Origin of the sequence: Rhizobium sp. L9, from assembly GCF_002531885.1 — a bacterium.
Lineage (GTDB): Bacteria > Pseudomonadota > Alphaproteobacteria > Rhizobiales > Rhizobiaceae > Rhizobium.
Window position 1 is genome coordinate 36,538 of record NZ_NWSZ01000009.1, and the last position, 23,185, is coordinate 59,722.

Consider the following 23,185-nt stretch of genomic DNA (forward strand, 5'->3'; position numbering starts at 1 on the left):
TCTTATTCCTGTCGCGGCACCTTCGAAACGCCGGTTGCGCCAAGCCGTGTAAGGCAGGCGGCGGCCGATTCGCCAGCGTTCCTGTTGTCTTCGATGAACCGGGCGAGCCTCTCTATAGCGAAATCGATCCGACTGCCAGCGATCCGTTCATCCGGCAGATCTGAAGCGAGCCCGTTGAGAATGAGACCGAAACCATCCGCCGATCCGGTCAGCGTCAGCGCCGGCCCGGCATGGGCGCAGCCTTTCGAACAGCCGGAGAGATGGAACGTCAGAGATCCGTCGAAGAGAACGGGTGCTGCGGTAATGAGCCGGTGCGCCAGGGCTCTCGTCTCGTAAAAAGCGGAGCCGCAGGCGCCGGCGCCGGCGCAGGCAGCGACATATTCGCTTTTCTCGCCGGGTTGCACGGTGAAGCCATGTTTGCTCGAAGTTATCTGCAGAGCCGGCGCGGCCCCTGCCGGAAAGCCGGTGAAGAAGAAGCCGCGGCCGGGCGCAAGTCGGATAGCTGTTGCGCCGTGAGCTGTTGCGTCGTCGAGCAGGGCGGTCAAATCGGGGGCCCGCATCTGGCCGAATTCCGGCCGCACACCAAGCACGTGTTTTCCGTCCTTCAGCCGGTGCAAGCCGGAAAGCGGCGTCTGTTTTTGATGTGACGGAAGAAATCGGATGATGTCCATGGCGGGAAAGCGCGCCCGCAGAAGGGCCGGATCGATATCCCTCGCTCGCAGGCTCTGCCTGACCGCCAGCAGATCGAGAATTTCGCCAACGGCCGATATCGCCGCTTCTGCTGCACCCTTAGCCACAGGCGTTGCCGTCTCGTCGTCGCCGTTGATCGCTACGAGCCATTGTGCCCCGGGCTGTGCGACGATACGGATATCGGCCGAGAGCGCCGACAAACCGAACGCTCCGCCGCCGTCGATAATGAGGGAGAGTTTTGGCGCGAGCCGCGGCGAGGCGAGCAGCTTTACGAGCTTGCTGCGCAAGGTCTTTTCCAGTGCTGCTGGATCGCCTGTCTCCTCAGGATCGATACCGTGCAGTGGCGATATTTCGATTGCCGGCCCGTCCGGCACGGCGATCCCGGCGGCATCGATATCGGCGGCGAGCCGCTTGACGGTTTCAGCCCGCAGTCCGCGGATCTGCAGGTTGCCGCGGGCGGTGATTTCCAAGATGCCGTTTCCATGCTCTGCAGCCGAGCGGGCAAGCGCTGAGAATTGCGCTAGCGTCAAGGCGCCACCGGCCGGGCGCAGCCTTACGAGCAAACCATCGCCGGTCGGCAACGGTGCGGCAAGGGCGGGGCAGGCGCCGCGCGGGCGTGGCTTCGCTGGCGGCCGATCATCGAGATCCGCCTCGCCTGTCCCGTCGATTGCCTTGGCGGCCTTCGTGCCCATTCTCAATCCTCTGATCATCTCTTACATGATCGCGGCCGGTGCGGCAAAACACGACGGCGACGGCTAGTCCTCGAAGTCGCGTCCCTTGCGTAAGAGATATATGTCCATGATCCAGCCGTGCCGCTGTCTCGCCTCGGAACGCACCGCCTGAATATCGGCGGCGATGTCTGCGAGCCGTCCCGATCGGATGATCTCGTCCCCGGTGCCGAGATAGGCGCCCCAGAAGATCTCGGCGTCGGCATCATCGATCTTCGTAAAAGCCTGTTCGCCATCGAGCATGATGACTGCGCTGCCGCCTCGAAATCCATCCCGCGCCAGCCGCCGCCCGGTGGTGATCTCAACCGGCTTGCCGACGAGGTTGAGCGGGATTTTGTGACTGGCGGCCAGAGCCTGGATACTGGTGATGCCTGGAACGACGCAGTAATCGAAATTAATGCTGTTTGCTTTCCGCACGCGCTCGATGATGCGGATCGTGCTGTCGTAAAGACTGGGATCACCCCAGACGAGAAAGGCGCCGGTGCCGCCGTCCGGGAGGCCCGAGATCAACTCTCTATAGATATTGGCGATCTCGCCGTGCCAGGAATCGACGCTTTGCGAGTAGCTTCTGTCTGCGGTCTGCCTTTGCGGCACCGCGAATTCCACGATTCGGACAGCTGGCCGAGTGAGGTAGCGCTCGCAGATCTCCCGCCTGATCTCGGCGAGCTCTTCTTTGCCGGCGCCCTTGAGCGGCAGGAAGATCACGTCGGCAGCGTTCATGGCGTTGATCGCCTGTATGGTGACGTGTTCCGGATTGCCCGTGCCGATTCCAATTATATTGATATGCTTCAAGCGGATCTTCCCCGTGAGTCCAAGCGGTCTTGCCCAAAAATCGGGCGGGCCGCAAGGGCGGACAGGGAGTTGGCCGCGGCCAACTCGGCCCGCCACGACGGCTTGACCCCTATTGTTGCCGTAACTCCCGAATCGTGTCACTTTCGATACGCTTTTTGACGCTATGTTGACAGAAAAGCGCATCGAAAAGGATTGGGTGTTTTGGACAACATTAGCGTATCGACGACAGACGTGCGGATCGAGCGGCATGCGAACCAGCTTTCGCGGCAACTGAAGCTTCTCCGCGACAAGCTGTTTCCGCCGCTTGCGCAGAAGACGCTGCGCACATTCTCCTCCGGCGAAGCCGCCCAGATGATCGGCGTTTCCGATGGTTATCTTCGCCAGCTTTCGCTGGATGGCAAGGGGCCGCAGCCGGAGCTTTCCTCAAATGGTCGACGCTCCTATACGCTCGGGCAGATCAATGAATTGCGCCATTACATGGCGAACCTCAAGCCGAAGGATGCGCTGAGTTATCTCCCGTGGCGTCGCCCCGGCGAAAAGCTGCAGACGGTCGCCGTCACCAATTTCAAGGGTGGTTCGGCCAAGACAACGACGACGCTCTATCTGGCGCAATATCTGGCACTGGAGGGGTACCGGGTTCTGGCGATCGATCTCGATCCGCAGGCCTCGCTCTCCTCCATGCTGGGCGTGCAGCCGGAATTCGATCTTTCCGACGGCGATACGCTTTATGGGGCCATTCGCTACGATGCGGCTCGTAAGCCGCTGAAGGAGATTGTCCGCAAGACCTACTTCGACGGACTCGATCTGGTGCCCGGCAATCTCGAACTGATGGAGTTCGAGCATGAGACGCCGCGGGCGCTCAATGATCGCCAGAAGCCGGCCGAGCTGTTTTTCCGCCGCGTCGGCGTCGCGATTGCCGAGGTCGAGGCCGATTACGACGTGGTGGTGATCGACTGCCCGCCGCAGCTCGGCTACCTCACCCTCGGTGCCGTTTGCGCTGCCACGTCGCTGCTCATCACCATCCACCCGCAGATGGTCGATGTTGCCTCCATGTCGCAGTTCCTGTTGATGACGTCGGATCTTCTCTCTGTGGTTCGCAGGGCCGGCGGCGACCTGCAGCACGACTTCATCAAATATGTCGTCACCCGCCACGAACCCTTTGATGCGCCGCAGTCGCAGATCGTCGCGCTGCTGCGCAGCCTGTTCGGTGACGACGTGCTGACGGCAACCATCCTCAAATCAACGGCAATCGCCGATGCCGGGCTGACGAAGCAGACGCTTTACGAAATTGAGAAGGGGCAGGTGCGCCGCTCGACGTATGACCGGGCGCTGGAATCTGTCAACGCTGCCAATGGCGAGGTTCTTGCCGGCATTCACAAAGCCTGGGGCCGCACATGAGCAGACGCGATCGCCTGAAAGGCTTGTTCGACGATACGGCGCAGGAGTTGGCCGCGGCCAACTACGAGGAGCCGTCTTCGCGCGGATCGGCCGGGCCGGTGCGGACAATGGCGCTGACCCTCGGCCGCATGGAGGAAGAGAGCAGGGCGATGCAGGAGGCTTTGCTCTCCGGCGAGCGAATCGTCGAACTCGATCCCGATCTGATCGATTCTTCCTTCGTCCGCGACCGCCTTGCCGACCAGCCGCTCGATCTTGAGGACGAGCTGGTGCAGTCGATTGCCGACAATGGCCAGGAAGTGCCGATCCTTGTTCGGCGACATCCCGAAGTCGGCGAGCGTTACCAGATCGCCTACGGCCATCGCCGGCTGCAGGCCGTCAAGCTGCTCGGACGCAAGGTGCAGGCGATCGTCCGTCAGCTCGACGACACCGATGTCGTTATTGCGCAGGGCATCGAGAATTCTGCGCGCCGGAACCTTTCCTATATCGAACGCGCCGTCTTCGCTCTCAATCTCGAGCTCAAGGGTTTTGAGCGTCCTGTCATCATGAAGGCGCTGTCTACAGACAAGACGGAGCTATCGAAGCTGTTGTCGGTCGCCAAGGCCATTCCGGCCGAAATCATCAGGTCGGTGGGGGCCGCGCCCGGTATCGGACGACGCAAGTGGATGGCGCTTGCCCAAGACTGGAATGGGACGGCGGCGCCGCGGCTTGCGAAGCTTATCGCCTCGGATGGGTTCAGGGCGGAGGAGAGCGACCGCCGATTCGAGCTTCTGGTCGCCGAACTCGCCAGGAAAGAGGCGAAGCCGGAGCCCTCCGAATATGACTGGAAGCCGAAGAACGGCGGCAAGATTGCCGGCCGAATCAGACGCGCCGGCAATTCCTTCACGATCGCGTTGAAAACAGGCGATGCGCCGGATTTCGGCGCTTACATTTCACGCCGTCTCGATGAGCTTTACGAAGCCTATCAGGCCGGCAAGTTGCAAGCAGGAGAGTAGGCCGCAAAAGAAAAAAGCCTCCGAACGTTGCCGTCGCGGAAGCCTTTCTCATATCTGGACAATCTGAGAATCGCACTTCCTCGAATCAGTGTCAAGCATCTTCGGCATCCTTTTGGGTGGTAGATTTCTTTTGCCTTGAAAAAAGGTGAGGGACATGGAGCCTCAATATGTATCGACGCCCTTCGGGCGGCGATCGATGACGCTTGGCATGCTGGCAAGTCAGGAAAGCGCCAGCAGGATCGATGCGGACGCATCGGTCGACAAATGGAAGATCTTTCGCGCGCTCTGCGAAGCAAAGAGCATGATCGGCGTGTCCGACCGTGCGCTTGCCGTTCTCAACGCGCTGTTGACCTTCTATCCGAAGAACGAGATTGCCGAGGCCAACGGTTTCGTCGTCTTTCCGTCGAATGAGCAGTTGTCGCTGCGCACCCATGGCATGGCCGGAACGACGCTGCGGCGAAATCTGGCGATGCTGGTGGAGGCAGGCCTGATCATCCGGCGCGACAGTCCGAACGGAAAACGTTTTGCCCGCCGCAACGGCGAGGGCGGGCTTGGGGAAGCCTTCGGCTTCAGCCTGGCGCCACTCCTCGTGCGCGCTCGCGAGATCGAAGCCCAGGCGGCGCAGGTGCTTGCCGACAAGCTTGAATGGAAGCGTCTGAGGGAACGGCTGAGCCTTTGCCGGCGTGATATCGCCAAGCTCATCGAGATCGCGCTGGAAGAGGAAATTGCCGGCGAATGGATCGAGATGCAGCAGCATTTCAATCGCCTCTCGGCAAGCCTGCCCCGCCGCCCATCGACCGCGGAGATCCGGAGTCTGCTGACCGATCTCGAAGCTTTCCGCGAACTGATCGTCAAGACGCTGGAATCGAAGACAAAAGCAAAAAAAACAGACGCCAATGACAGCCAAAACGGTCGGCACATACATAATTCAAACCCACACCCCACATCTGAACTTGAACCAAGCTTCGAAACGAAGCAGGGCGCAAAGCCGGAGGAAGAACCGCGGCCGTGGCGGGAGCCACCGAAATCCTTCCCCCTTGCCATGGTGCTGCAGGCCTGCCCTGAGATTGTTGCCTACGGGCCGGGTGGCGGGATCGGCAGTTGGCGGGATTTGATGGTCGCCGCCGTCGTCGTCCGTTCCACCCTCGGCGTCAGTCCCAGCGCCTACCAGCAGGCCTGCGATGTCATGGGGCCGGAAAATGCTGCCACGGTAATCGCCTGCATTCTCGAACGCGGCGGCCATATCAATTCGGCGGGCGGCTATCTGCGCGATCTGACGCGACGGGCGGAGCGCGGTGAATTCTCGCTCGGTCCGATGCTGATGGCGTTGATGCGGGCCAATGGTCCGATGGCGAGAAAAACCGGATGACCGCCCCAAAAGCTTCGCGTCAGTTGCAGAGGTTAAAGGGATTGTGGATCGGCGATCTTCTTCGCTTCCTGTTGAAATAAACCGTTAACCATGTCATAGATGGCGGAAGGAAATGGCTATTTTGCTTCCATTTGTGAAAAACCATAAAGCTTAACAATGCGCTATGATATCGACGGTGTAATGCTTCAAACCCTGCTTCCATTGCTTGCCGCGGCGGAGGATGCGGTGGCGCGACTGGACGAGCGGGTGTTGCGTTCGTCGGTTGGTGAGGGATTTGCTGAACGCAGTCACTTTTTCGATGCCGCAGGTGCGTTATGGGTCGCCGGCGAGCTCGTTCATGTCGAGGATCTCGTTCTGCACGACGCGCATATGGATAGCCGCGCTCCTAGCCACGAGCTGACGATCGCCCATTCGGTGCTGCGGACGCGTCGGCGCATATGGACCGGCGAACCGTCCTGGGCTCTCGGCGCCTCGGGGCTGGCAACGCTGACAGCGACCACAGGGGAAGGGGAGGGCCTCACTCAGGAAGCCAAGAGCCGGGCGGCTGCGGTCGAGGCCGACGATGAGGGCGAGGATGAAGACGCGCCGCTCGCCGCCGAAATGGCCGAGATCGATGCCATTCTTGCCCGCTCGCAGAAGCTCATCGACATCCATACGGGCAAAGCGCCGCCCGGCGAGGCGGCCGCAGTATCACCGGCCAAGCGCAACGATGACCCTCTCGGCCTGCTTGGCGACGAGGAATGGGATGAGGAGCAGCGGCTTTCGGAGTGGCGGTGCGTGCTGCCCCTGGCCGACAACCTGCCGCCGGTTCTAGGCGCCGTGATCCTGTTCGAAGCCTGGGACAGGATCGAGCCGTTGCGGCGTCAGCATTGGCTCGGCGGGCTTCTGGTCGAAAGCTACCTGCGCGCCCGCGGCAAGGTCGCTTCGCATCTCTTTTCCTTTTACGGCGGGCTGAAATTGGTGCGCCACGAGCGGCGTCGGGCCCGTGACCGGGTGACGCGGCTGCAAGCTTTTGTCGAAGCGATGCAGCTGGCTGCGGCGGCCGGCCTCAAGGAAATCGACCGGTTATCGCTGGCCCGCACGCAAATGGAGCTGCGCTTTCGCGGCCGTCGCTCGAACAGCAGCCTGCCGGAGCTTGCCGATTTCATCCTGTCGCGGCCGATGGTGTCGGCAGCGATGATCGCCCGTCAGCTGCGCATCACACCGCGCGGCGCGCTGAACCTCGTCAACGAGATCGGCATTCGTGAAATCACCGGCCGCGGCCGCTATCGCGCCTGGGGCATCATCTGAAATAAAAAACCGGCCGGGTGGACCTCCGGCCGTACCTTTGGGAGTGAGCGCCCGGTCTGCCATCCTGTCACAGATTGCAGACCGGACGCTCTTGCGCTTCCATTGCCCCCAGAAGCGCGGTCCTATTCCCGCTCGCCGGTGAAGTTGAGCAGAAGCTGGAAGATGTTGACGAAGTTCAGGTAGAGCGAGAGCGCACCGAAAACGGCAAGCTTCTGGTTCGATTCCTGATCGTAATTTTCCGAATATTGTTCCTTGATGTTCTGCGTGTCGTAGGCGGTCAGGCCGACGAAGACGACGATGCCGATCACCGAGATGGCAAACTGCAGCGCGCTCGAACCCAGGAAGATGTTGACGATGGCGGCGATGATGATGCCGAAGAGACCCATCATCAGGAACGAGCCCATCTTCGAGAGGTCACGCTTGGTGGTGTAGCCGTAAAGGCTGGTGGAGCCGAACATGGCCGCGGTGATGAAGAAGGTCTGGGCGATGCTCGTCTTGGTGAAGACCAGGAAGACGGAGGCAAGCGACAGGCCCATCACGGCGCAGAAGGCCCAGAAGGTGATCTGAGCGGTGCTCGCCGACATCGTCTGGATGCGGAAGGAGAAGAAGAAGACGAAGGCGAGGGGCGCGAGCATCACCACCCACTTCAGCGGTGAGCCGAAGATCGGGACATAAAGCGCCGGCGTCGAGCCGACGATGAAGGCAACGATGCCGGTGATGACGAGGCCAAGGCCCATATAGTTGTAGACGCGCAGCATATGCTGACGCAGACCCTCGTCGAAAAGGGCCTGTGAGCCGGCGACGGCTCCATAGCGGGGATTGATCGGGTTCATGCTGATCTCCTCGGTTTGAACTAGTAGAGCGAGCGGGCGAGCCGTTCGGCCGCCTGATCGAGATTGAGGCCGCTATCGTCGGCGATCAGCGCATAGGCGACGTCGCCGATCTGCCAATAGGCGGCTTCTGCTTTTTCGAGTGCGAGATGGCTCACCTGCCGGACCTCGAAGGCTCCCGGCCGGACGGCGAAAAGCGACAGCCGTTTTCCATCGGCCACCGTGATCGCCATCTCGACGCTCGGTCCGAATTCGGACGGGAATATCTGCACGTCGGCGATCTTCCAGTCTTTCGGCAACTCAGGCATGACGATCGCGGTGGCGGCGCGGATGTCCTCGGCGCTATAGCTGGTCGGGGTCTGCGAAGGCATCGAGGCGCGAAGGGCCGCGGTCTGATAGGCGCGGACGGCATCCTCGACATAAGCAGGCGCCGGAACGGAAGCCGCCACCTCGGTCGCCGAAAAAGCGCCGAAGGAATTATGCGCCACCCAGCCGGCGGTGACCAGAATGCCGACGGCGGCGATGCGCTGCATGGAATGAAGGATACGGCCATAGGAAAGGCCGCGCTCCAGCCGGCGGGCGGCATCGCGGGTCTCAGGACGGCCGAAGGCATTTTCGCCGGCAAGCGCCAAGCGCAGCTCACCTTTCATGCTGAGATCGGCCATGACCTTGGCGGCAATCGCCGGATTCTCCGAGAGATAGGACTCGACCTGAATACGGCGGGCGACATCGAGCTCGCCATCCACATAGGCATCGAGATCGGCATCGATGATCGGATCAACTGCTTTCATTGCCGCTCCCTCCGATTAATTTGAGATGCGAAACGCGCGGCGTCTTCTCCTCGAATTCGCGCAGTTGCGCCCGGGCACGGGAGATGCGCGACATCAGGGTGCCGATCGGAATACCGAGCGCATTGGCGGCTTCCTGATAGGAAAGGTCTTCGATGGCAACGAGATGCAGCGCCTCGCGCTGTTCCTCCGGCAGGTCGAAGAAGGCGTCGCGCACCTGCTGCAGGCGCACCGCATGTTCCTGGCCGGCCGGCAACGACTGCTCGCCTTCGACAGCCGCTTCGTCGTGGCGACGCGTCAGCGACCGGTTCCGGCGAAGACGATCGATATGGACATTGTGCAGGATGGAAAGCAGCCAGGTGCGCAGATTGCCACCGCTTCGGAAGCTTTTTCTCTTCTCTAAGGCGCGCACCAGAGCATCATGCACCAGATCCTCCGCCTCATCCGAGTTGCGCACCAGGGAGCGCGCATAGCGCCGCAGCGCTGCAAGCTGTCCGATGACATCGAAGGGGCGGTCTTTGCGTTCCATGCTTGAGTATACGCAACCGCTGCGGATTTTATTCCCGGCGGCATAAAAAATGATGCGGGGAAATACCACCCGTCAGCGCATGCCCTTAAATCGGCGATTGTTTATGACAATTACATGACAGATCATCACCCCGCTGATTTGCAGGGACGATATAGGATGTAGGAAAAGAAGCGGGTCTACGAAGCTCTCGTGGACGGCGCCATGGAAGGGCTAACGGGTGAGGCACTCTATGATTTCGTCAAGGCGCGATGCCCGAAAGCCACCAGCAAGAAGATCGTCAGAGCTTCGCTTCTCGCTCTGACCGATCCTCATCTCAAAGACCGCAATATTCTCGACGTGATTTACGCGCTTGCGATCAAGCACCGCCTCGATGAGGGCGCGTTTGACGACGGCGACGATGAGCCCGCCGAACTGGCGCCGTTCCAGACGGTGAGCTAGAGCCTTCCGGCTTTCCCAGGATGGTCAGCGACCGTCCGAGAGCTCTTCGAGAATCGGGCAATCCGGTCGGTCGTTGCCATGGCAGGCATGCACGAGGTGCTCGAGGGTGCGGCGAAGTTCCGTCAGCTCGCGGATCTTGCGGTCGATTTCTCCGAGTTTCGTCTCGGCAATGTCCCTGACATCGGCGCTCGCCCGGGCTCTGTCCTCATAAAGCGCCAGCAACTGCCGGCATTCCTCGACGGAAAAGCCGAGGCCGCGCGAACGCTGCAGGAAGCGCAGCTTGTGAACATCGGCCGCAGTATAGTCGCGATAGCCGTTTCCGCCCCTTTCGGGGCGGATCAGGCCAATATCCTCGTAGTAGCGGATGGTCTTCGAAGGCAGGCCGGACCGCTCAGATGCTTCGCCGATGTTCATGGCCGTCTCCTATAATTTTGCAAAGCGCAGTCTCAGCGCATTAGCGATCACCGATACGGACGAGAGGCTCATCGCCGCCGCCGCGATCATCGGCGAGAGCAGCAAGCCGAAAACGGGATAGAGGATCCCGGCAGCGACCGGAACGCCGAGCGCGTTATAGCCGAAGGCGAAGCCGAGATTCTGGCGGATATTGCGCATCGTCGCCTCCGCCAGCCGCCGCGCCCTGACGATTCCATTGAGATCGCCTTTGACCAAGGTAATGCCTGCGCTTTCCATTGCAACATCGGCGCCGGTGCCCATGGCGATGCCGACATCGGCTGTCGCAAGAGCCGGGGCGTCGTTGACGCCGTCGCCTGCCATGGCGATCACCGCGCCCTTGGCGCGCAGTTCCTCGATCAGCGCTTTCTTGCCTTCCGGCAGCACGTCGGCGCGGACCTCGTCGATGCCGAGACTTTTCGCGACTGCCCGCGCCGTGCGCTCGTTGTCGCCGGTCGCCATGATGATCTTTAGCCCGCTGTCGTGCAGCGCCTTGATGGCAGCTGATGTCGTCGGCTTGATCCGGTCGGCGACGGCGACGAGACCGGCGAGCTTGCCGTCGAGGGTCACGAACATCACCGTCTTGCCATCGCCGCGCAGGGCTTCGGTCTTCTCCGATAGCGCCGACGGATCGACGCCGAGATCGGTGAGCAGCGCCGCATTACCGAGTGCCACCTTTGTACCGTCGGCCATGCCTTGGACCCCCTTGCCGGTCTTCGCCTCGAACCCGCTCACCTCCACGAAGGCGGCACCGCGCTCTTCGGCGCCGGCAACGATCGCCTCGGCCAGCGGATGCTCCGAGCCGCGCTCAAGGCTTGCGGCCAGCGACAGCAGCCGGTTCGCCTCGACGCCGCCTGCGGCGACGATGTCGGTGAGCACGGGCTTGCCTTCGGTCAGCGTGCCGGTCTTGTCGACAATCAGCGTGTCGACTTTGGAAAAGCGCTCCAGCGCTTCGGCGTCCTTGATCAGCACGCCTTCGCCAGCGCCGCGCCCGGTCGCGATCATGATCGACATCGGCGTCGCAAGGCCGAGCGCACAGGGGCAGGCGATGATCAGAACGGCGACGGCGGCAAGCAGCGCGTTTGCCAGACTCGGCTCCGGCCCGATCGCTGCCCAGACGACGAAGGCAAGCATGGCGACGGCGACGACGGCGGGCACGAAGAAGGCCGACACCCGGTCGACCGCGCCCTGAATCGGCGCCCGCGAACGCTGCGCCTTGGCGACCATGTCGACGATACGAGACAGCACCGTGTCTGCGCCGACTTTCTCGGCCGACATGACGAGAGAGCCGTTCTTGTTGATCGTGCCGCCGGTCAGCCCGTCGCCCGTCGTCTTCTCGACGGGCAGGGGCTCGCCCGATATCATCGATTCGTCGACCGTCGACTGGCCCTCCAGGACGGAACCGTCCACCGGTACGCGCTCGCCGGGGCGCACGCGCAGCCGGTCGCCGGTCTGGATCTCCTCTACCGGCACGTCCGTCTCACTGCCATCGGCATCAATGCGCCGCGCCGTCTTCGGCGCGAGATCGAGCAGCGCGCGGATCGCCGAGCCGGTCCGCTCGCGTGCCTTCAATTCCAGCACCTGGCCGACGAAGACCAGGGCGACGATGACGGCGGCCGCTTCGAAATAGACAGGCACGGTGGCGCTATGGCCGCGAAAGCTCATCGGGAAAATTCCGGGGACAAGTGTGGCGACGACGCTGTAGAAATAGGCGGTGCCGACGCCGAGGCCGATCAGCGTCCACATGTTCGGGCTGCGATTGACGAGAGAGGCCCATGCGCGGCGGAAAAAGGGCAGGGCGGCCCACAGCACGACCGGCGTTACGAGGGCTAGCTCAATATAGGTTGCCCGTGGTTCGCCGATCGCTTCGCGAAGCGGCAGGCCGAGCATCGGCCCCATGCCGAGCGCCAGCAGCGGCAGGGCAAGACCGGCGCTGACCCAAAGCCGCCTGATGAAGTCGACAAGCTCCGGATTCGGTCCTTCATCGGCCGGAGGAATGCCCATCGGCTCCAGCGCCATGCCGCATTTCGGGCAGTCACCGGGCCGGTCGCTGACGACTTCCGGATGCATCGGGCAGGTATAGAGCGTACCCTTCGGTGCCGGCTTTGCCGCCGGACGGGCGCCGTCGCGATAGGCCGACGGGTCGGCCTCGAATTTGGTTTGGCAAGCGGCCGAGCAGAAGTAGAATTTATCGCCCTCGAATTTGACGAAGTATTTTGCCGTCGAACGATCAACGGTCATGCCGCAGACGGGATCCTTCGCCGTCAGATAATCCTGCGGCTGAGCCGCAAACTTCGTCCGGCAACTCTCGGAGCAGAAATGATAGACACGACCCATGTGGTCGAACGAGGGTTTGCCGGCTTGCGGATCGCCCGTCATGCCGCAGACGGGATCGCGGATGACCACTTCGGTCGCCTTCTCCTGATGATCATGGCCGCAATGGCAGTGACCGTCGCCGTGGCTGTGGTGACGGTGGTCGTGCTTGGTATCCATGACTATCTCCTATGCCCGAAGGGCAGTTGGAGAGGCTTATCCACCTTCCACCAACTGGAAGGTCAAGCACTAAATGTAACGACGACGTCGATTTTATCGAAAACTGCCGCTTCGCGTGTCGCTGTGGTGGCATTGCCGATTTCTCAGGTCCCGCCCAATCCTCAAATCGGGCTGATCAGACCGAGCGGCTGGCTCCCGAGCAGTGCGGCCACCGAAATGCTGCCTCCCGGCTCGATCGTTTTTCCGGTCACGAGATCCGCCTTCAACCCATGAAGAGGGGAGGGGACCGCGATCGCCGTATCTTCCCAGAACTCCGGGCCGGCAAAAAGCACGCCGGGATCGAGCCACCCGAACATCAGCCGCGGGGCGACGGTGATCGCGAATTCGCTGTTGTGCACGCGGGCAAAGGCCAGCACATGATCACGGCGGCTGCCTGTCGTCTTCAACGGCAGATAGTCACCCCGGGCAAAGAGAACCGGGTGCCGCTGGCGCAGCTGCAGGCCGATTGCGATGATGCGCTGCTTCAAGGCCGCCGCCTGAAGCTTGGCGATCGGTCCGGCTTCATCAAGCCAGGCTGCTAGCTGTGCATGATCGACCGGCCGGCGATTGTCGGGATCGACAAGACTGAAATCGAAGCCTTCCGCGCCTTGGTAGATGTCGGGAATTCCCGGCGCGGTCAGCTTGAGCAGCGTCTGCGAAAGGCTGTTCACGTACCCCGCCGCAATGAAGGGCTGCAGCACTCGTTCGAAATCTTCCAGAAAGGCGTCATTGTCCGGCGACACCAGCGCCGCCGCATAGGCGGTGATCGCCTCCTCGTAAGCGTCATCCTGTTCGGTCCAGTCGCTTCGCAATTTCGCCTCGCGCACTGCCTTGACCGCGTAGTCGGTGAAGCGCGCGCGAAGGTCTTCCCTTTGTGCTCTGTCGAATTCCTCCGGCCAGACGCCGGCGAGCGCCTGATACAGCATCCATTCGGTATTCGGTTCCGGCGCCGCACCACCCGGCAGATCCTTCAGCCAGGACAGGTTCATGTCACGCCAACGCTCCACCGCCTGGGCAAAAACGTCCGCGCCCTCGCTCAAGACATAGAGCCGCGCGCGTGCATCCTCGCCGCGTTTGGTGTCGTGAGTGGAGCTTGCCGAAAGCCCGTGCGGCTGCAGCCGCGCCCGCTCGGCCATGCGACGATGGAATCCGTCCGGCCCCTCGGGTGCCTTTCCGGGTTCGCCGCCGACCTCGTTTCCGGCAAGCAGCCTGTTATAGCGGTAGAACAGCGTATCCTCTGTCGCCTTCGCCATGACAGGCCCGCTCAGCTGCTGGAAACGGATCCGGAATTCGTGGGCCACAGGACCTTCGATCTTGCCTTCCAGAAGCTTCAGCACGTGATCGAGCGCGCGCCGGTCGTCGAGAAGCGGCATGACCTGCGATGCGGTCGCGGCAAGGACGGACGAATCCTGCCAGCTCAGCGGACCGCCGTCGCCATAGGTGCGGTAGACGGGGAATGCGATCAGCAGCTCGCGCACGGCGGTGGCGATCTCTTCCCGGTTTACCTCGGGAAAGATGCCCGCTGCCATCGCGACCAGCCTGCCGGTCTCGCCGGCAAAATTGCGCTCGACCATCTGTCGCTTGGCTAGCCGCCGCCCTTCCTCGAAATCGCCCGCCTCGCCGGCGAGGCCGCGATAGGCATCGTCCAATATCCGCAGGCCGCCGGCGTCGATGAAGAGCTCGCCGAGGGCGGCGATGAATTCATATCCGGTGGTGCCGGCGACCGGCCAGCTCTCCGGCAGGACCTCACCCGCCCCGAGGATCTTTTCGACGACAATGTAGGTGTCGGCCCCGACAGCTGCCCTCAGCCTGTCGAGATAGGCCTTGGGTTCGGCAAGCCCGTCAACATGGTCGATGCGCAGGCCCTGCACCTTGCCATGGCGCACGAGTTCGAGCACCAGCCGATGCATGTCTTCGAACACCAAGGGATCCTCGACGCGGATCCCGACCAGTCCGGTCACCTCGAAAAAGCGGCGGTAACTCAGATGCCGCGCCGCTTCCTTCCAATGCATCAGCCGCCAATGCTGCTCGTCGTGCAGGCTTCTCACGAAATCGCGATCGGACGAGACATCCTCGAGTTTCTCCCGAAGGACTGCCTGATCGCCGCCCTCGAAGAGGATGTCGCGCAGAGCGCGGGCGAAGTCCTCGCCTGACGTCACGGCCGCGGCCTCGGCCATTCGGGTTGCGACCGGATTGTCGAGCCGACTTGCGACCGCGCCGTAGCTGCCGGGTTTGACCGGCAATAGCGTCTGAAAATAGGCCAAGGCGAAGTTGCCGTGCATCTCGTCGAGCACGAGGCGCAGTTCGCCTGAAGCCAGCGCCTCTTCGAAATCCTGGCCGAGTTGCGGCAGGGTCAGCGGCTCGCTCCAGTCGATGTCGAAATGGCTGGCATAGGCGCTCTGCGGGCCGAAGGTCAGCACGTCCCGCCACCAGGCGTTATCAGGCGAAGCGGCCATATGGTTCGGAACGATGTCGAGAACCAATCCCATGCCCGCCGAGGCGAGGCGCTCCGTCAGCCGGTCGAACCCCGCGCGGCCGCCAAGTGCCGGATCGATCTCATTGGCGTCGATGACGTCATAGCCGTGAGTCGAGCCGCTGACGGCGGTGAAGATCGGTGAGGCATAGAGATGGCTGATGCCGAGCGTCTTGAGATAGGGAACGAGGTCGCAGGCACGATCGAAAGTCATGCCGTTGCGGAACTGTATCCGGTAGGTCGCCGTCGGAAGAGTCATGAGGCCGTCTGACGTTGGAGGGAGACCTTTTCCAACGGTTGTCGGACTAATTTGGTTCCTTCAGTCGATGAAAACGCCGACACTTGCGGCGCGTCCGGCTGAATCGATGACGGTCAGTTTCGAATAGCCGCCGCCGTCGGGCAGCCATTGCTGGGTGCGACGGCGCGAGAGATCGGGTAAGGGCTTGCCGTTGGCAAGCCACCGGAAGGGCGCACGGCCGCCCTGCAGCTTCAACAGCAGCGGCGACAGATCGCCCCCCTTCGCGCCGAGATCGATATGGGCGCCCTCGGGCGGATAGACGATCTGCGGCGCGGGCTCGCGGCCGGAAGCGACGAGCAGGCCGCTGGCATTCAGCGCAAAACGCCGCTGGCTAATCGGCAGCTCGGCCTGGGCGATGCGCACGGCGCCTGCCGGCGGGCGGGGCAGGGGCGTGGTGGCGATGCCGGATTTGGCGAAAGCCTCGAACAGGATCGGCGCGGCGGTGCCATAGCCGGTCAGACCGGGCACGGCGCTGTTATCAGGCCGTCCGACCCAGACGCCGAGCACATACCGGCCGTCATAGCCGACCGACCAGGCGTCGCGATAGCCGTAGCTCGTGCCGGTCTTGTAGGCGATGCCGCGCTGCGGCGCGCCGGCGGGAGGAATGACGCCCGAGAGAATATCGGCGACGTTCCAGACGGCGATCGGCTCCAGCAGCGGTTCGCCGTCGATTTTGGCCGGTGTGCCGGTAACACCGTCGCCGAGCCGTGCCGGCTGGCCGCGGTTGGCGAGCGCCGTATAAAGCTGCACCAGATCTTTCAGCGTGAGGCCGACGCCGCCGAGACCGATCGCCAGTCCGGGTGTCTCGTTCGACGGCAGGGCCGGGCGCACCTCGGCGCGGCGGAAGCGCACCAGCAGCCGCGACGGCCCGACGGCGTCGAGCAGCTTGACGGCCGGCACGTTCAAGGAGAGCTGCAAGGCCTCGCGCACGGTGACATCGCCCTGATAACTCATGTCGAAATTGCGCGGCCGGTAGCCGAAGAAATCGGCGGGCCGGTCTTCGATGATCGTCTCCTGGGAAACGAGGCCCTGCTCGAAGGCGAGCCCGTAGATGAAAGGCTTCAGCGTCGAGCCGGGCGAACGGTTGACGCGGGTCATGTCGATCCAGCCGGAGCGGCTGGCGTCAAAATAATCGGCAGAGCCGACCTCGCCGACGATCGCACCGGTCTGCGCATCCGCCATTACCATGGCGAGCGAAAGCTTCGGGCCGAGTTTCGTCGTCGCGGCGCGCGCGACGGATTCCAGCCCCTGCTGCACCTGCTTCTTCAACGTCGTCCGATGCTTGAGGACCAGAGGCTCCTTGCGCAATGCGGCTTCGCCGACATGGGCGGCAAGGGCAGGCAGTTGCAGGCGCCGCGATGGAATGGCGACAGCTTCGGCCCGTTCCGCCTCGCCGTCGCCGATGGCCTCGGCCACTGCGACGCGGTCGAGCACGCGCTTGCGCGCCTCCTGTGCCGCCTCGAGATTGCGGTCCGGCCGCCGCCGTTCCGGCAATTGCGGCAGGGCGACGAGCAGCGCCGCCTCGGCCACTGTCAGGCGGCGCGGCTCCTTGCCGAAATAGGCAAGGCTTGCGGCGCGCACGCCCTCGAGGTTGCCGCCATAGGGCGCATGCGTCAGATAGAGGTCGAGGATCTCTTCCTTCGACAGCCGCCGTTCGATCTGCACGGCGCGTGCGAGCTGCAGAAGCTTTGCTGAAAACGAGCGTTCGGCGCGCGGCTCGATTAGCCGGGCCACCTGCATCGAAAGCGTCGAGGCGCCGGAGACGATGTGGCCGTTGCGGACGAACTGCAGGCTGGCGCGCCCGAGCGCCCAGATATCGATGCCGCGGTGATCGTAGAAACGCTGATCCTCATAGGCAACAAGCATGCGCAGAAATTGCGGATCGACGTCGGCGACCACAGTCTTCAGCCGCCAACGGCCCTCCGGCGTCGCGAAAGCGCGCAACAGCTGCCCATCGGCATCCAGCACCTCGGGTGAAACCACAGCCGCCTTGTCGAGCGGCGGCGGAAAGGCGCGGTCGGCGGCGTCGAGCACGAGGAGAGCCCCGACGGCAAGAAGGATGCCGGCGGCGGAGCCGATCGCGAGCTTGTGCCACAGCCTCATTTTTGCGCTGCTACGACCTCCATCTTGCCGGTCGCCGTGCGGGCCGAAAGCTCCGGCCGGTACATGTCCTCGACGCTTGCCGCCGGGTGGTCGTAGGTGCCGGGGGTGACGGCGCGCACGACATAGGCGACGTTGAATTCACGCTCGTCGCCCGGCGCGCGGTTGAAGGCGGCGACAAAGCGGTCATAACGGAACTCGGTATGGGCGGCTGATATTTCGCCGATCCAGTCGAGATTCGTCATCTGGGCGCTGTCGACGAGATTCGGATTGTCGATCTCGAAGCCGGCCGGCAGAAGGTCGGTGATGACGATGCGCGATTGCCAGTCATTGGTCTCGCGCACGTGGATTACGACCACGTAGCGCTCGTTCTGCTTCGCCTCGCTGATATTGGCCCCCTCGCCGTCGAGCGTGTAATAGCTGCGCTCGATGAGGAAGCCGTCGCCGCCGGCCGGCAGCGGCACGGTGGGGGCGGCGACTGTGGTGACGACAGCGGAGACGGAGTCGTTCGTTTGGTTGGTCAGCGTCAGCGGATGATCGGCGAGCGCATCGCCGGTCATGCGTGCCATATAGGCGCCGCTGTGGGCGGCGCCATTGACATCGATCTTCAGACCGTCATCACCGCCCTGGAGGGCGCGCGCGGCAAGCAGCATCCAGGCCTCTTCCTGGGTGCTCTTATATTTGCTGCGGCCCCATTCCTTGGCAACGGCCTTGGCGAGATCCGGGATGACAGGCGGTACCGGCCGGCTTTCGGCGGCGAGCGCCAGGATCGCCGCACCGTCGCGCAGGATCGTGCCGTAATCGGTGCGTGACAGGTTGACGCGCGACACCATCGATTGCTGCGACATCTGCAGCGCGTCGATGAAAATATTCTTCGAACGCTGGGCGTCGCCATAAAGCGCCAGTGCGGCGGCGATATGCGCCTTGGCAAGCGGCGTCGGGAAGTCGTTGATCATCGTGTCGGCATAATAACGCAGATCGCTGATCGCGGCCTTCTTGTTGCGGGCGAGAACATAGATGGCATAGGCGATCTGGTCGCCCTGGCCCTTGATGTCGGTGGTGTAGGAGAGCGTGTTCTGCAGGTTTTCAAGCGCCTGCACGAAGGCCTTTTCCGGCACGTCATATTTCATTTCGCGGGCCCGCGTCAGGAAATCGGTGACGTAGGAATCGAGCCAGACGTCGCCGGAATCCGGACCCCAGAGGCCGAAGCTGCCGGCCGAGGCCTGGTAGGAGAGCACCCGATAGATCGCGTCCTGCACTCTGCTGTGAACGTCGTCATCATTTTCGATGCCGGCCTGTTTCGCCACTTCGGCGAAGTAGAGCAGCGGTAGCGCCCGGCTGGTGGTCTGCTCGGCGCAGCCGAAGGGGTAGCGGTCGAGCGTCATCAGCAGCGCCGGAATGTCGAAGGCCGCCGAACGGGTGACGTTGACGCTGATCGAGGCGCCGGGCAGCACGCTGTCGGCCAACAGGTTCTTGTCCACCGTCAGCTTGGCGCCCGGCTTCAGCGCCAGCACCCTGCGCTGGGTGATCGGCAGGGATGAGGGGCGCACCGGCACGTCGACGACCTGGTCGAGCGAAAGGCCGGAGGCGTCCGAAAGGTTGATCAAGACGCTGCCGGCGCCCGGCTGATTGCCGATGAGCGAAAGCGTCAGTTCGGATTTCCCCCCGGCTTCGAGGCGGATTGTCTGCGTGGCGGAAGCCTGCTCGATGCCGATGGCGTCGTTGCCGGTCAGCTGCAGCTTGTAGTCGCCTGCCGGCGCATCGGTATTAGCGATGTCGAGGCGCAGATTGGCCTTGTCGCCGGGAGCGAGGAATTTCGGCAGGCTCGCCGTCACCACCACGGGATCGCGGATGATGACGTCCTTGACGCCGTGGCCGACGCCCGTCTTCGACCAGGCGATCGCCATGACGCGCGCTGTGCCGTTGAACTGCGGAATGTCGAAGGAGACCTTCGCCTTGCCCTCGGAGTCGAGCTTGACCGGGCCGGAGAAGAAGGCGACAAGCTTCTGCGTCGGCGGGCTTGCCTGCAGCGCAATGGCGCCACCGTCGCCGCCGGTCCTGAGCTTGCCGGTCGCGCCGAGCGAGCCGTCGATCAGCCTGCCATAGAGGTCGCGGATCTCGAGGCCGAGCTGACGCTGGCCGAAATACCAGTCTTCTGGGTTCGGCGGTTCATAACGCGTCAGATTGAGAATGCCGACATCGACGGCGGCAACCGTCACGTAGGCATCCTCGTTGGCGCCCGCGCCGGTCACCTGCAGGCCGATGTCAAGCGGTCCGCGCGGCAGCATCTTTTCCGGCGTATCGAGCTTAACCTGCAGCGCGCGCTGTTCGGGATCGACCTTCAGCCATTTGATGCCGATCGAGCGCATCGGCATGTGACTGTCCTGCGCGTCGCCAGGGCGGAAGAGCGTTGCCGTGACATAGGCGCCGGCGCCCCAGTTTGCCGTGACCGGGATGTCGATCTCGCCGCCGGTCTCGCCGATCGTGGCGTTCTCTACGGCGACGAGCTTTTCGGTTCCGGCCGTCACCATCAGTTCGCCGCCATAGCGCGACGTGATTTTCAGCTTGGCTGTTTCGCCGATCTTGTAGCTGTCCTTGTCGAGGGCGATTTCCAGGCCATCCGGCGTTTCGGTCGAGGTCGAGGCAACGAACCAGCCGGCGTCGAATTCGGCGCTGGACGTCGGGCCATCGGCATCAGGGCTTTCCACTTCGAGGCGGTAGCGGCCCCAGGTTACCGGCACGGAAATCTTGCCGCCATCCATCGTCGCTTCGACGCTGCCGTTGGAAACCTGCTCGGCGGTATAGACCGGCTCGTATTTCCAGGCCGTCCCTTCGCGGTACCATTGGTATTCGCGGTTGAGGCTGTAGAACTTCCAGCGCAGGTCCTTCATCTCCTGCTTCTGTCCGTTAGCATTGACGCCAATCACCGTGAAATTGGCGATGGAATTCTCGGGCAACTCGTCGGAAAATTCCGGCTTGATACCGATGGAGGCGCGCTCGTTCTTAACCGGAAGGACAAGCGAGCGCTCGATGGCACGCCCGCCTGCTTCCTGCATGCGTATATAGACGGTGGCGTTGAGCAGCTGCGTCGTTGCCGGCAGGTCGCCGACGGTGAGGTCCGTCGAAGCTTCGCCGTTTTCGTCGAGTTCCGGCAGTCCTTCGATCGGTAGACGCGAATCCTCGTTCGCCTCCTCGTCGGCAAGCCCGAAGAGGTAGCCCTTATAGGCGGCGCTCTCGCGCGTGGGCTTGACGACGACGTCGCCCTCGAGCGTCAGGCCGACGGCCGGCGCGCCATAGAGATACTTGCCTGAGATGGTGATGTTCGCCGGCGTATCCGGGCCGATCTCCTTGGCTTCGGTCTTGATCTCCATGTCGGTGCGATCGGGCACGAAGTCGTCGACGAGGAAACTTTTGCTGGCGATCGCGCTGCCCTTCGGATCGGTGTAGATGTTCATCGTCCAAGTGCCGCGCATGGCGTTTGCCTGGGTGGTGAAATCGACGGAATAACCGCCGAGATTGCTGGTCTGGCTGACGATCCGGCGGTCTTCGACGCCATCAGGGCGGCTGAAGATGAAAGTCAGCGGCAGATTCTCGATGGCGTTGCCGTCGGTGTCGCGGGCAAGCGCCTGAGCGTGGACCGTTTCGCCGGCGCGGTAGATGCCGCGTTCGGTAAAGGTCAGCACGTCGATCGCGCCGGGTGAGGCGCGGCCGGTGACGCCGCGGTCGGAGAGATCGAAGCCGGCGCGCGTCATGTCGAGGAAGACGTAGTCCGAGGCGCCGTTTTTCGCGGTGATGACGGCGGGCGTCAGGGCCGCCGTGCCGCGGATGAGGCCGGCAGTGAAGGTGGCGCGGCCGTTTTCGTCGGTGGTGGCGGTGCCGAGCACTTCATTGTTCTTGGCAAGCAGCTGCAATTCGACGCCCGATATCGGCTTGGCCGAGGCGAGCGAACGGGTAAAGACATTGAGCCCGTCGGTGCCGGCATAGGTGGTGACGCCGATGTCGGAGACGAGGAACCATTGCGTCGCCTGCGAATCCCACTCCTGCGTCGGTCCATTCGGCGCCGTCGCCGTCATCACGTAGATGCCGGGCTTGCGCTCGGGCAGCGCCTCGTCGACGGGGAAGCTGGTGATGATGTCCTTGTTGAGCTCGTTGGCGATGTCGATCGAACCCTGCCAGACGAGTTCGCCGCTTTGATCCTCGATATTCTGGGCGCTGTAGCCGTCGAGCTGGCTCAGGAACTGCGAGTTGGTCAAGAGCGGCGCGATGGCGCGATCGCCGATACGGTAGAGCTTGAGATTGGCGGAAGTCAGGTTGACCGAAACGATCGGGATGCCGCGGCGCGCCGTCGAGGGCAGCACGAAGCTGTCGCCGGTGAAGCGCACCATCTGGCTGCGGTCCTTGATATAGACGTCGATCGTAACAGGTGCATCGAGCGTCTCGTCGACCGATGACGGCAGGCCGTTGCGGAAGGCGATCTTGTAGGTCTGGCCGTGCGTCAGGCCCTCGACGCAGATCTGCTTATCCTTGGTTTCGACCGCCTTTGGCGCCTCGCCGTTCAGCGTCACGAAGGGCGTGTAGTCGGTGGTCTTGATCAGCGCCTCCGAGAAGGTGACGCAGGCCCGCGGCGTGGCGCTGTCGGCGTCGACCGTGTGTTCGGTGATGCGGAAGCCCTGCGTCGATTTCAACTGCAGGTAAGCCGCCTGCACATCCTCGGAGGCAACCAGCGCCAGACTCGCCTTGTAGGCGTTGAGCGCCGCGCGGTAATTGGCGTTTCGATCCAGGGCGTCGGCGAGGACGGCGAGCGCCTCAGCGCGCTTGGGCTTGGTGCGCGTCAGCTCGTAGCCGTTCAGCGCGTCGAGCACGGCCTGGCCTGATGTGTTGGTCTCGGCGCTACCGAGCGAAGCGGCGGCGCGGGCGGTTTCCAGCCAGAGATCGGCGTCGTCAGGGGTGATCGACAGCGCGCCATGGAAGGACTTCAGCGCGTCGGCCAGATTGTTGCCGGTGAGATCGATGCGGGCATTGGCCGTCAGGCTGTCGACGCCCTGGCCCTGCTGGTCGTCGGCAAGCGCGAGATTGTCCTTGAAGTCGTGAGCCTGCTGAATGAGGTCGTTGCTCAGGAAGCTCAGACGCGGCGCGGCGCCGAGATCCGGCTCCTGATTGGTTGATGTCTCGACGATCTTGCCGGCGACGGCGCCGGGGAAGGCGTTCATCGTCTTGAAATCGGACTTCAGGAAGCACCATTTCACCTTGGGATTGTAGGTGAAGGCCTTGCAGCTCTTGTCGCCGATGCAGGAGGTCTTGCATTGATCGAGCGAGACGTTCTGTTCGGTGCGAAGATCGAAGCCGAAGAAATCGGCATCCTTGATCGTCTGGATATCACGCTTGGTCTCCGCAGCGGCGACCGGAAGACCGACGGCGATCGCGGAAAAAAATGCGATGGTGGCGAAAGCAAAGAACGAGCGCACGGACATAGGTTCCCCCCGGAATG

General features: G+C 62.9%; 15 protein-coding genes. 5 read left to right on the plus strand and 10 right to left on the minus strand.

The features are described 5' to 3' along the window. Positions 1-2: 2 nt before the first annotated feature. Together cobG and cobF are read right to left on the minus strand one after the other, a co-directional pair. Positions 3-1,382 carry a precorrin-3B synthase gene (gene cobG / locus CO660_RS11430; RefSeq protein WP_097598773.1) on the minus strand — a complete coding sequence of 460 codons (1,380 nt, stop codon included), beginning with the start codon at positions 1,380-1,382 and terminating at the stop codon, positions 3-5. Positions 1,383-1,445: 63 nt separating this feature from the next. Continuing rightward, positions 1,446-2,210: a precorrin-6A synthase (deacetylating) gene (gene cobF / locus CO660_RS11435; RefSeq protein WP_097598774.1), complete on the minus strand. Its 765-nt coding sequence runs from the start codon at positions 2,208-2,210 to the stop codon at positions 1,446-1,448. Positions 2,211-2,411: 201 nt separating this feature from the next. Here cobF and repA point away from each other — a divergent pair, with 201 nt between their 5' ends. The 4 genes from repA (at position 2,412) to CO660_RS11455 (ending at position 7,259) form a co-directional block, all read left to right on the plus strand. Beyond that, complete coding sequence (gene repA / locus CO660_RS11440) at positions 2,412-3,608, plus strand: plasmid partitioning protein RepA (RefSeq protein ID WP_085781242.1); 1,197 nt, start codon at positions 2,412-2,414, stop codon at positions 3,606-3,608. Then, the gene (repB, locus tag CO660_RS11445; protein ID WP_085781243.1) at positions 3,605-4,600 is read left to right on the plus strand and encodes a plasmid partitioning protein RepB; all 996 of its coding nucleotides are present in this window, start codon (positions 3,605-3,607) and stop codon (positions 4,598-4,600) included. The genes repA and repB overlap by 4 nt, the downstream gene beginning before the upstream one ends. 154 nt (positions 4,601-4,754) lie before the next feature. Beyond that, on the plus strand, positions 4,755-5,969 hold the full coding sequence (gene repC, locus CO660_RS11450; RefSeq protein ID WP_097598775.1) for a plasmid replication protein RepC: 1,215 nt from the start codon (positions 4,755-4,757) through the stop codon (positions 5,967-5,969). Positions 5,970-6,125: 156 nt separating this feature from the next. Then, complete coding sequence (locus CO660_RS11455) at positions 6,126-7,259, plus strand: RHE_PE00001 family protein (protein WP_097598776.1); 1,134 nt, start codon at positions 6,126-6,128, stop codon at positions 7,257-7,259. 122 nt (positions 7,260-7,381) lie between these two features. Here the strand turns inward: CO660_RS11455 and CO660_RS11460 are convergent, their stop codons facing one another. From CO660_RS11460 to CO660_RS11470, 3 genes are read right to left on the minus strand one after another with little or no spacing between them, the layout of a single operon-like run. After that, positions 7,382-8,092: a Bax inhibitor-1/YccA family protein gene (locus CO660_RS11460; protein ID WP_097598777.1), complete on the minus strand. Its 711-nt coding sequence runs from the start codon at positions 8,090-8,092 to the stop codon at positions 7,382-7,384. A gap of 20 nt (positions 8,093-8,112) precedes the next feature. Next, on the minus strand, positions 8,113-8,880 hold the full coding sequence (locus CO660_RS11465) for an anti-sigma factor (RefSeq protein ID WP_097598778.1): 768 nt from the start codon (positions 8,878-8,880) through the stop codon (positions 8,113-8,115). Beyond that, positions 8,867-9,406 carry a sigma-70 family RNA polymerase sigma factor gene (locus CO660_RS11470; protein ID WP_097598779.1) on the minus strand — a complete coding sequence of 180 codons (540 nt, stop codon included), beginning with the start codon at positions 9,404-9,406 and terminating at the stop codon, positions 8,867-8,869. Before CO660_RS11470 ends, CO660_RS11465 begins: the two co-directional genes overlap by 14 nt. Before the next feature lie 201 nt (positions 9,407-9,607). Between CO660_RS11470 and CO660_RS11475 the strand changes: the two genes are divergently transcribed. Then, positions 9,608-9,844, plus strand: a complete 237-nt coding sequence (locus CO660_RS11475; RefSeq protein ID WP_245421317.1) for a hypothetical protein — start codon at positions 9,608-9,610, stop codon at positions 9,842-9,844. Between the two features lie 24 nt (positions 9,845-9,868). On the opposite strand, the gene cueR is transcribed toward CO660_RS11475, so the two are convergent. From cueR to CO660_RS11500, 5 genes are all read right to left on the minus strand, one after another. Further along, on the minus strand, positions 9,869-10,258 hold the full coding sequence (cueR, locus tag CO660_RS11480; RefSeq protein WP_097598780.1) for a Cu(I)-responsive transcriptional regulator: 390 nt from the start codon (positions 10,256-10,258) through the stop codon (positions 9,869-9,871). Between the two features lie 9 nt (positions 10,259-10,267). Then, positions 10,268-12,787 carry a heavy metal translocating P-type ATPase gene (locus CO660_RS11485; RefSeq protein WP_097598781.1) on the minus strand — a complete coding sequence of 840 codons (2,520 nt, stop codon included), beginning with the start codon at positions 12,785-12,787 and terminating at the stop codon, positions 10,268-10,270. 161 nt (positions 12,788-12,948) lie between these two features. Beyond that, a complete protein-coding gene (treY, locus tag CO660_RS11490; protein ID WP_097598782.1) occupies positions 12,949-15,558 on the minus strand; it encodes a malto-oligosyltrehalose synthase in 2,610 nt (869 codons plus the stop codon). A gap of 60 nt (positions 15,559-15,618) precedes the next feature. After that, on the minus strand, positions 15,619-17,700 hold the full coding sequence (pbpC, locus tag CO660_RS11495) for a penicillin-binding protein 1C (protein ID WP_097598783.1): 2,082 nt from the start codon (positions 17,698-17,700) through the stop codon (positions 15,619-15,621). Then, positions 17,697-23,168: an alpha-2-macroglobulin family protein gene (locus CO660_RS11500; protein WP_097598784.1), complete on the minus strand. Its 5,472-nt coding sequence runs from the start codon at positions 23,166-23,168 to the stop codon at positions 17,697-17,699. Before CO660_RS11500 ends, pbpC begins: the two co-directional genes overlap by 4 nt. Positions 23,169-23,185 lie beyond the last annotated feature (17 nt).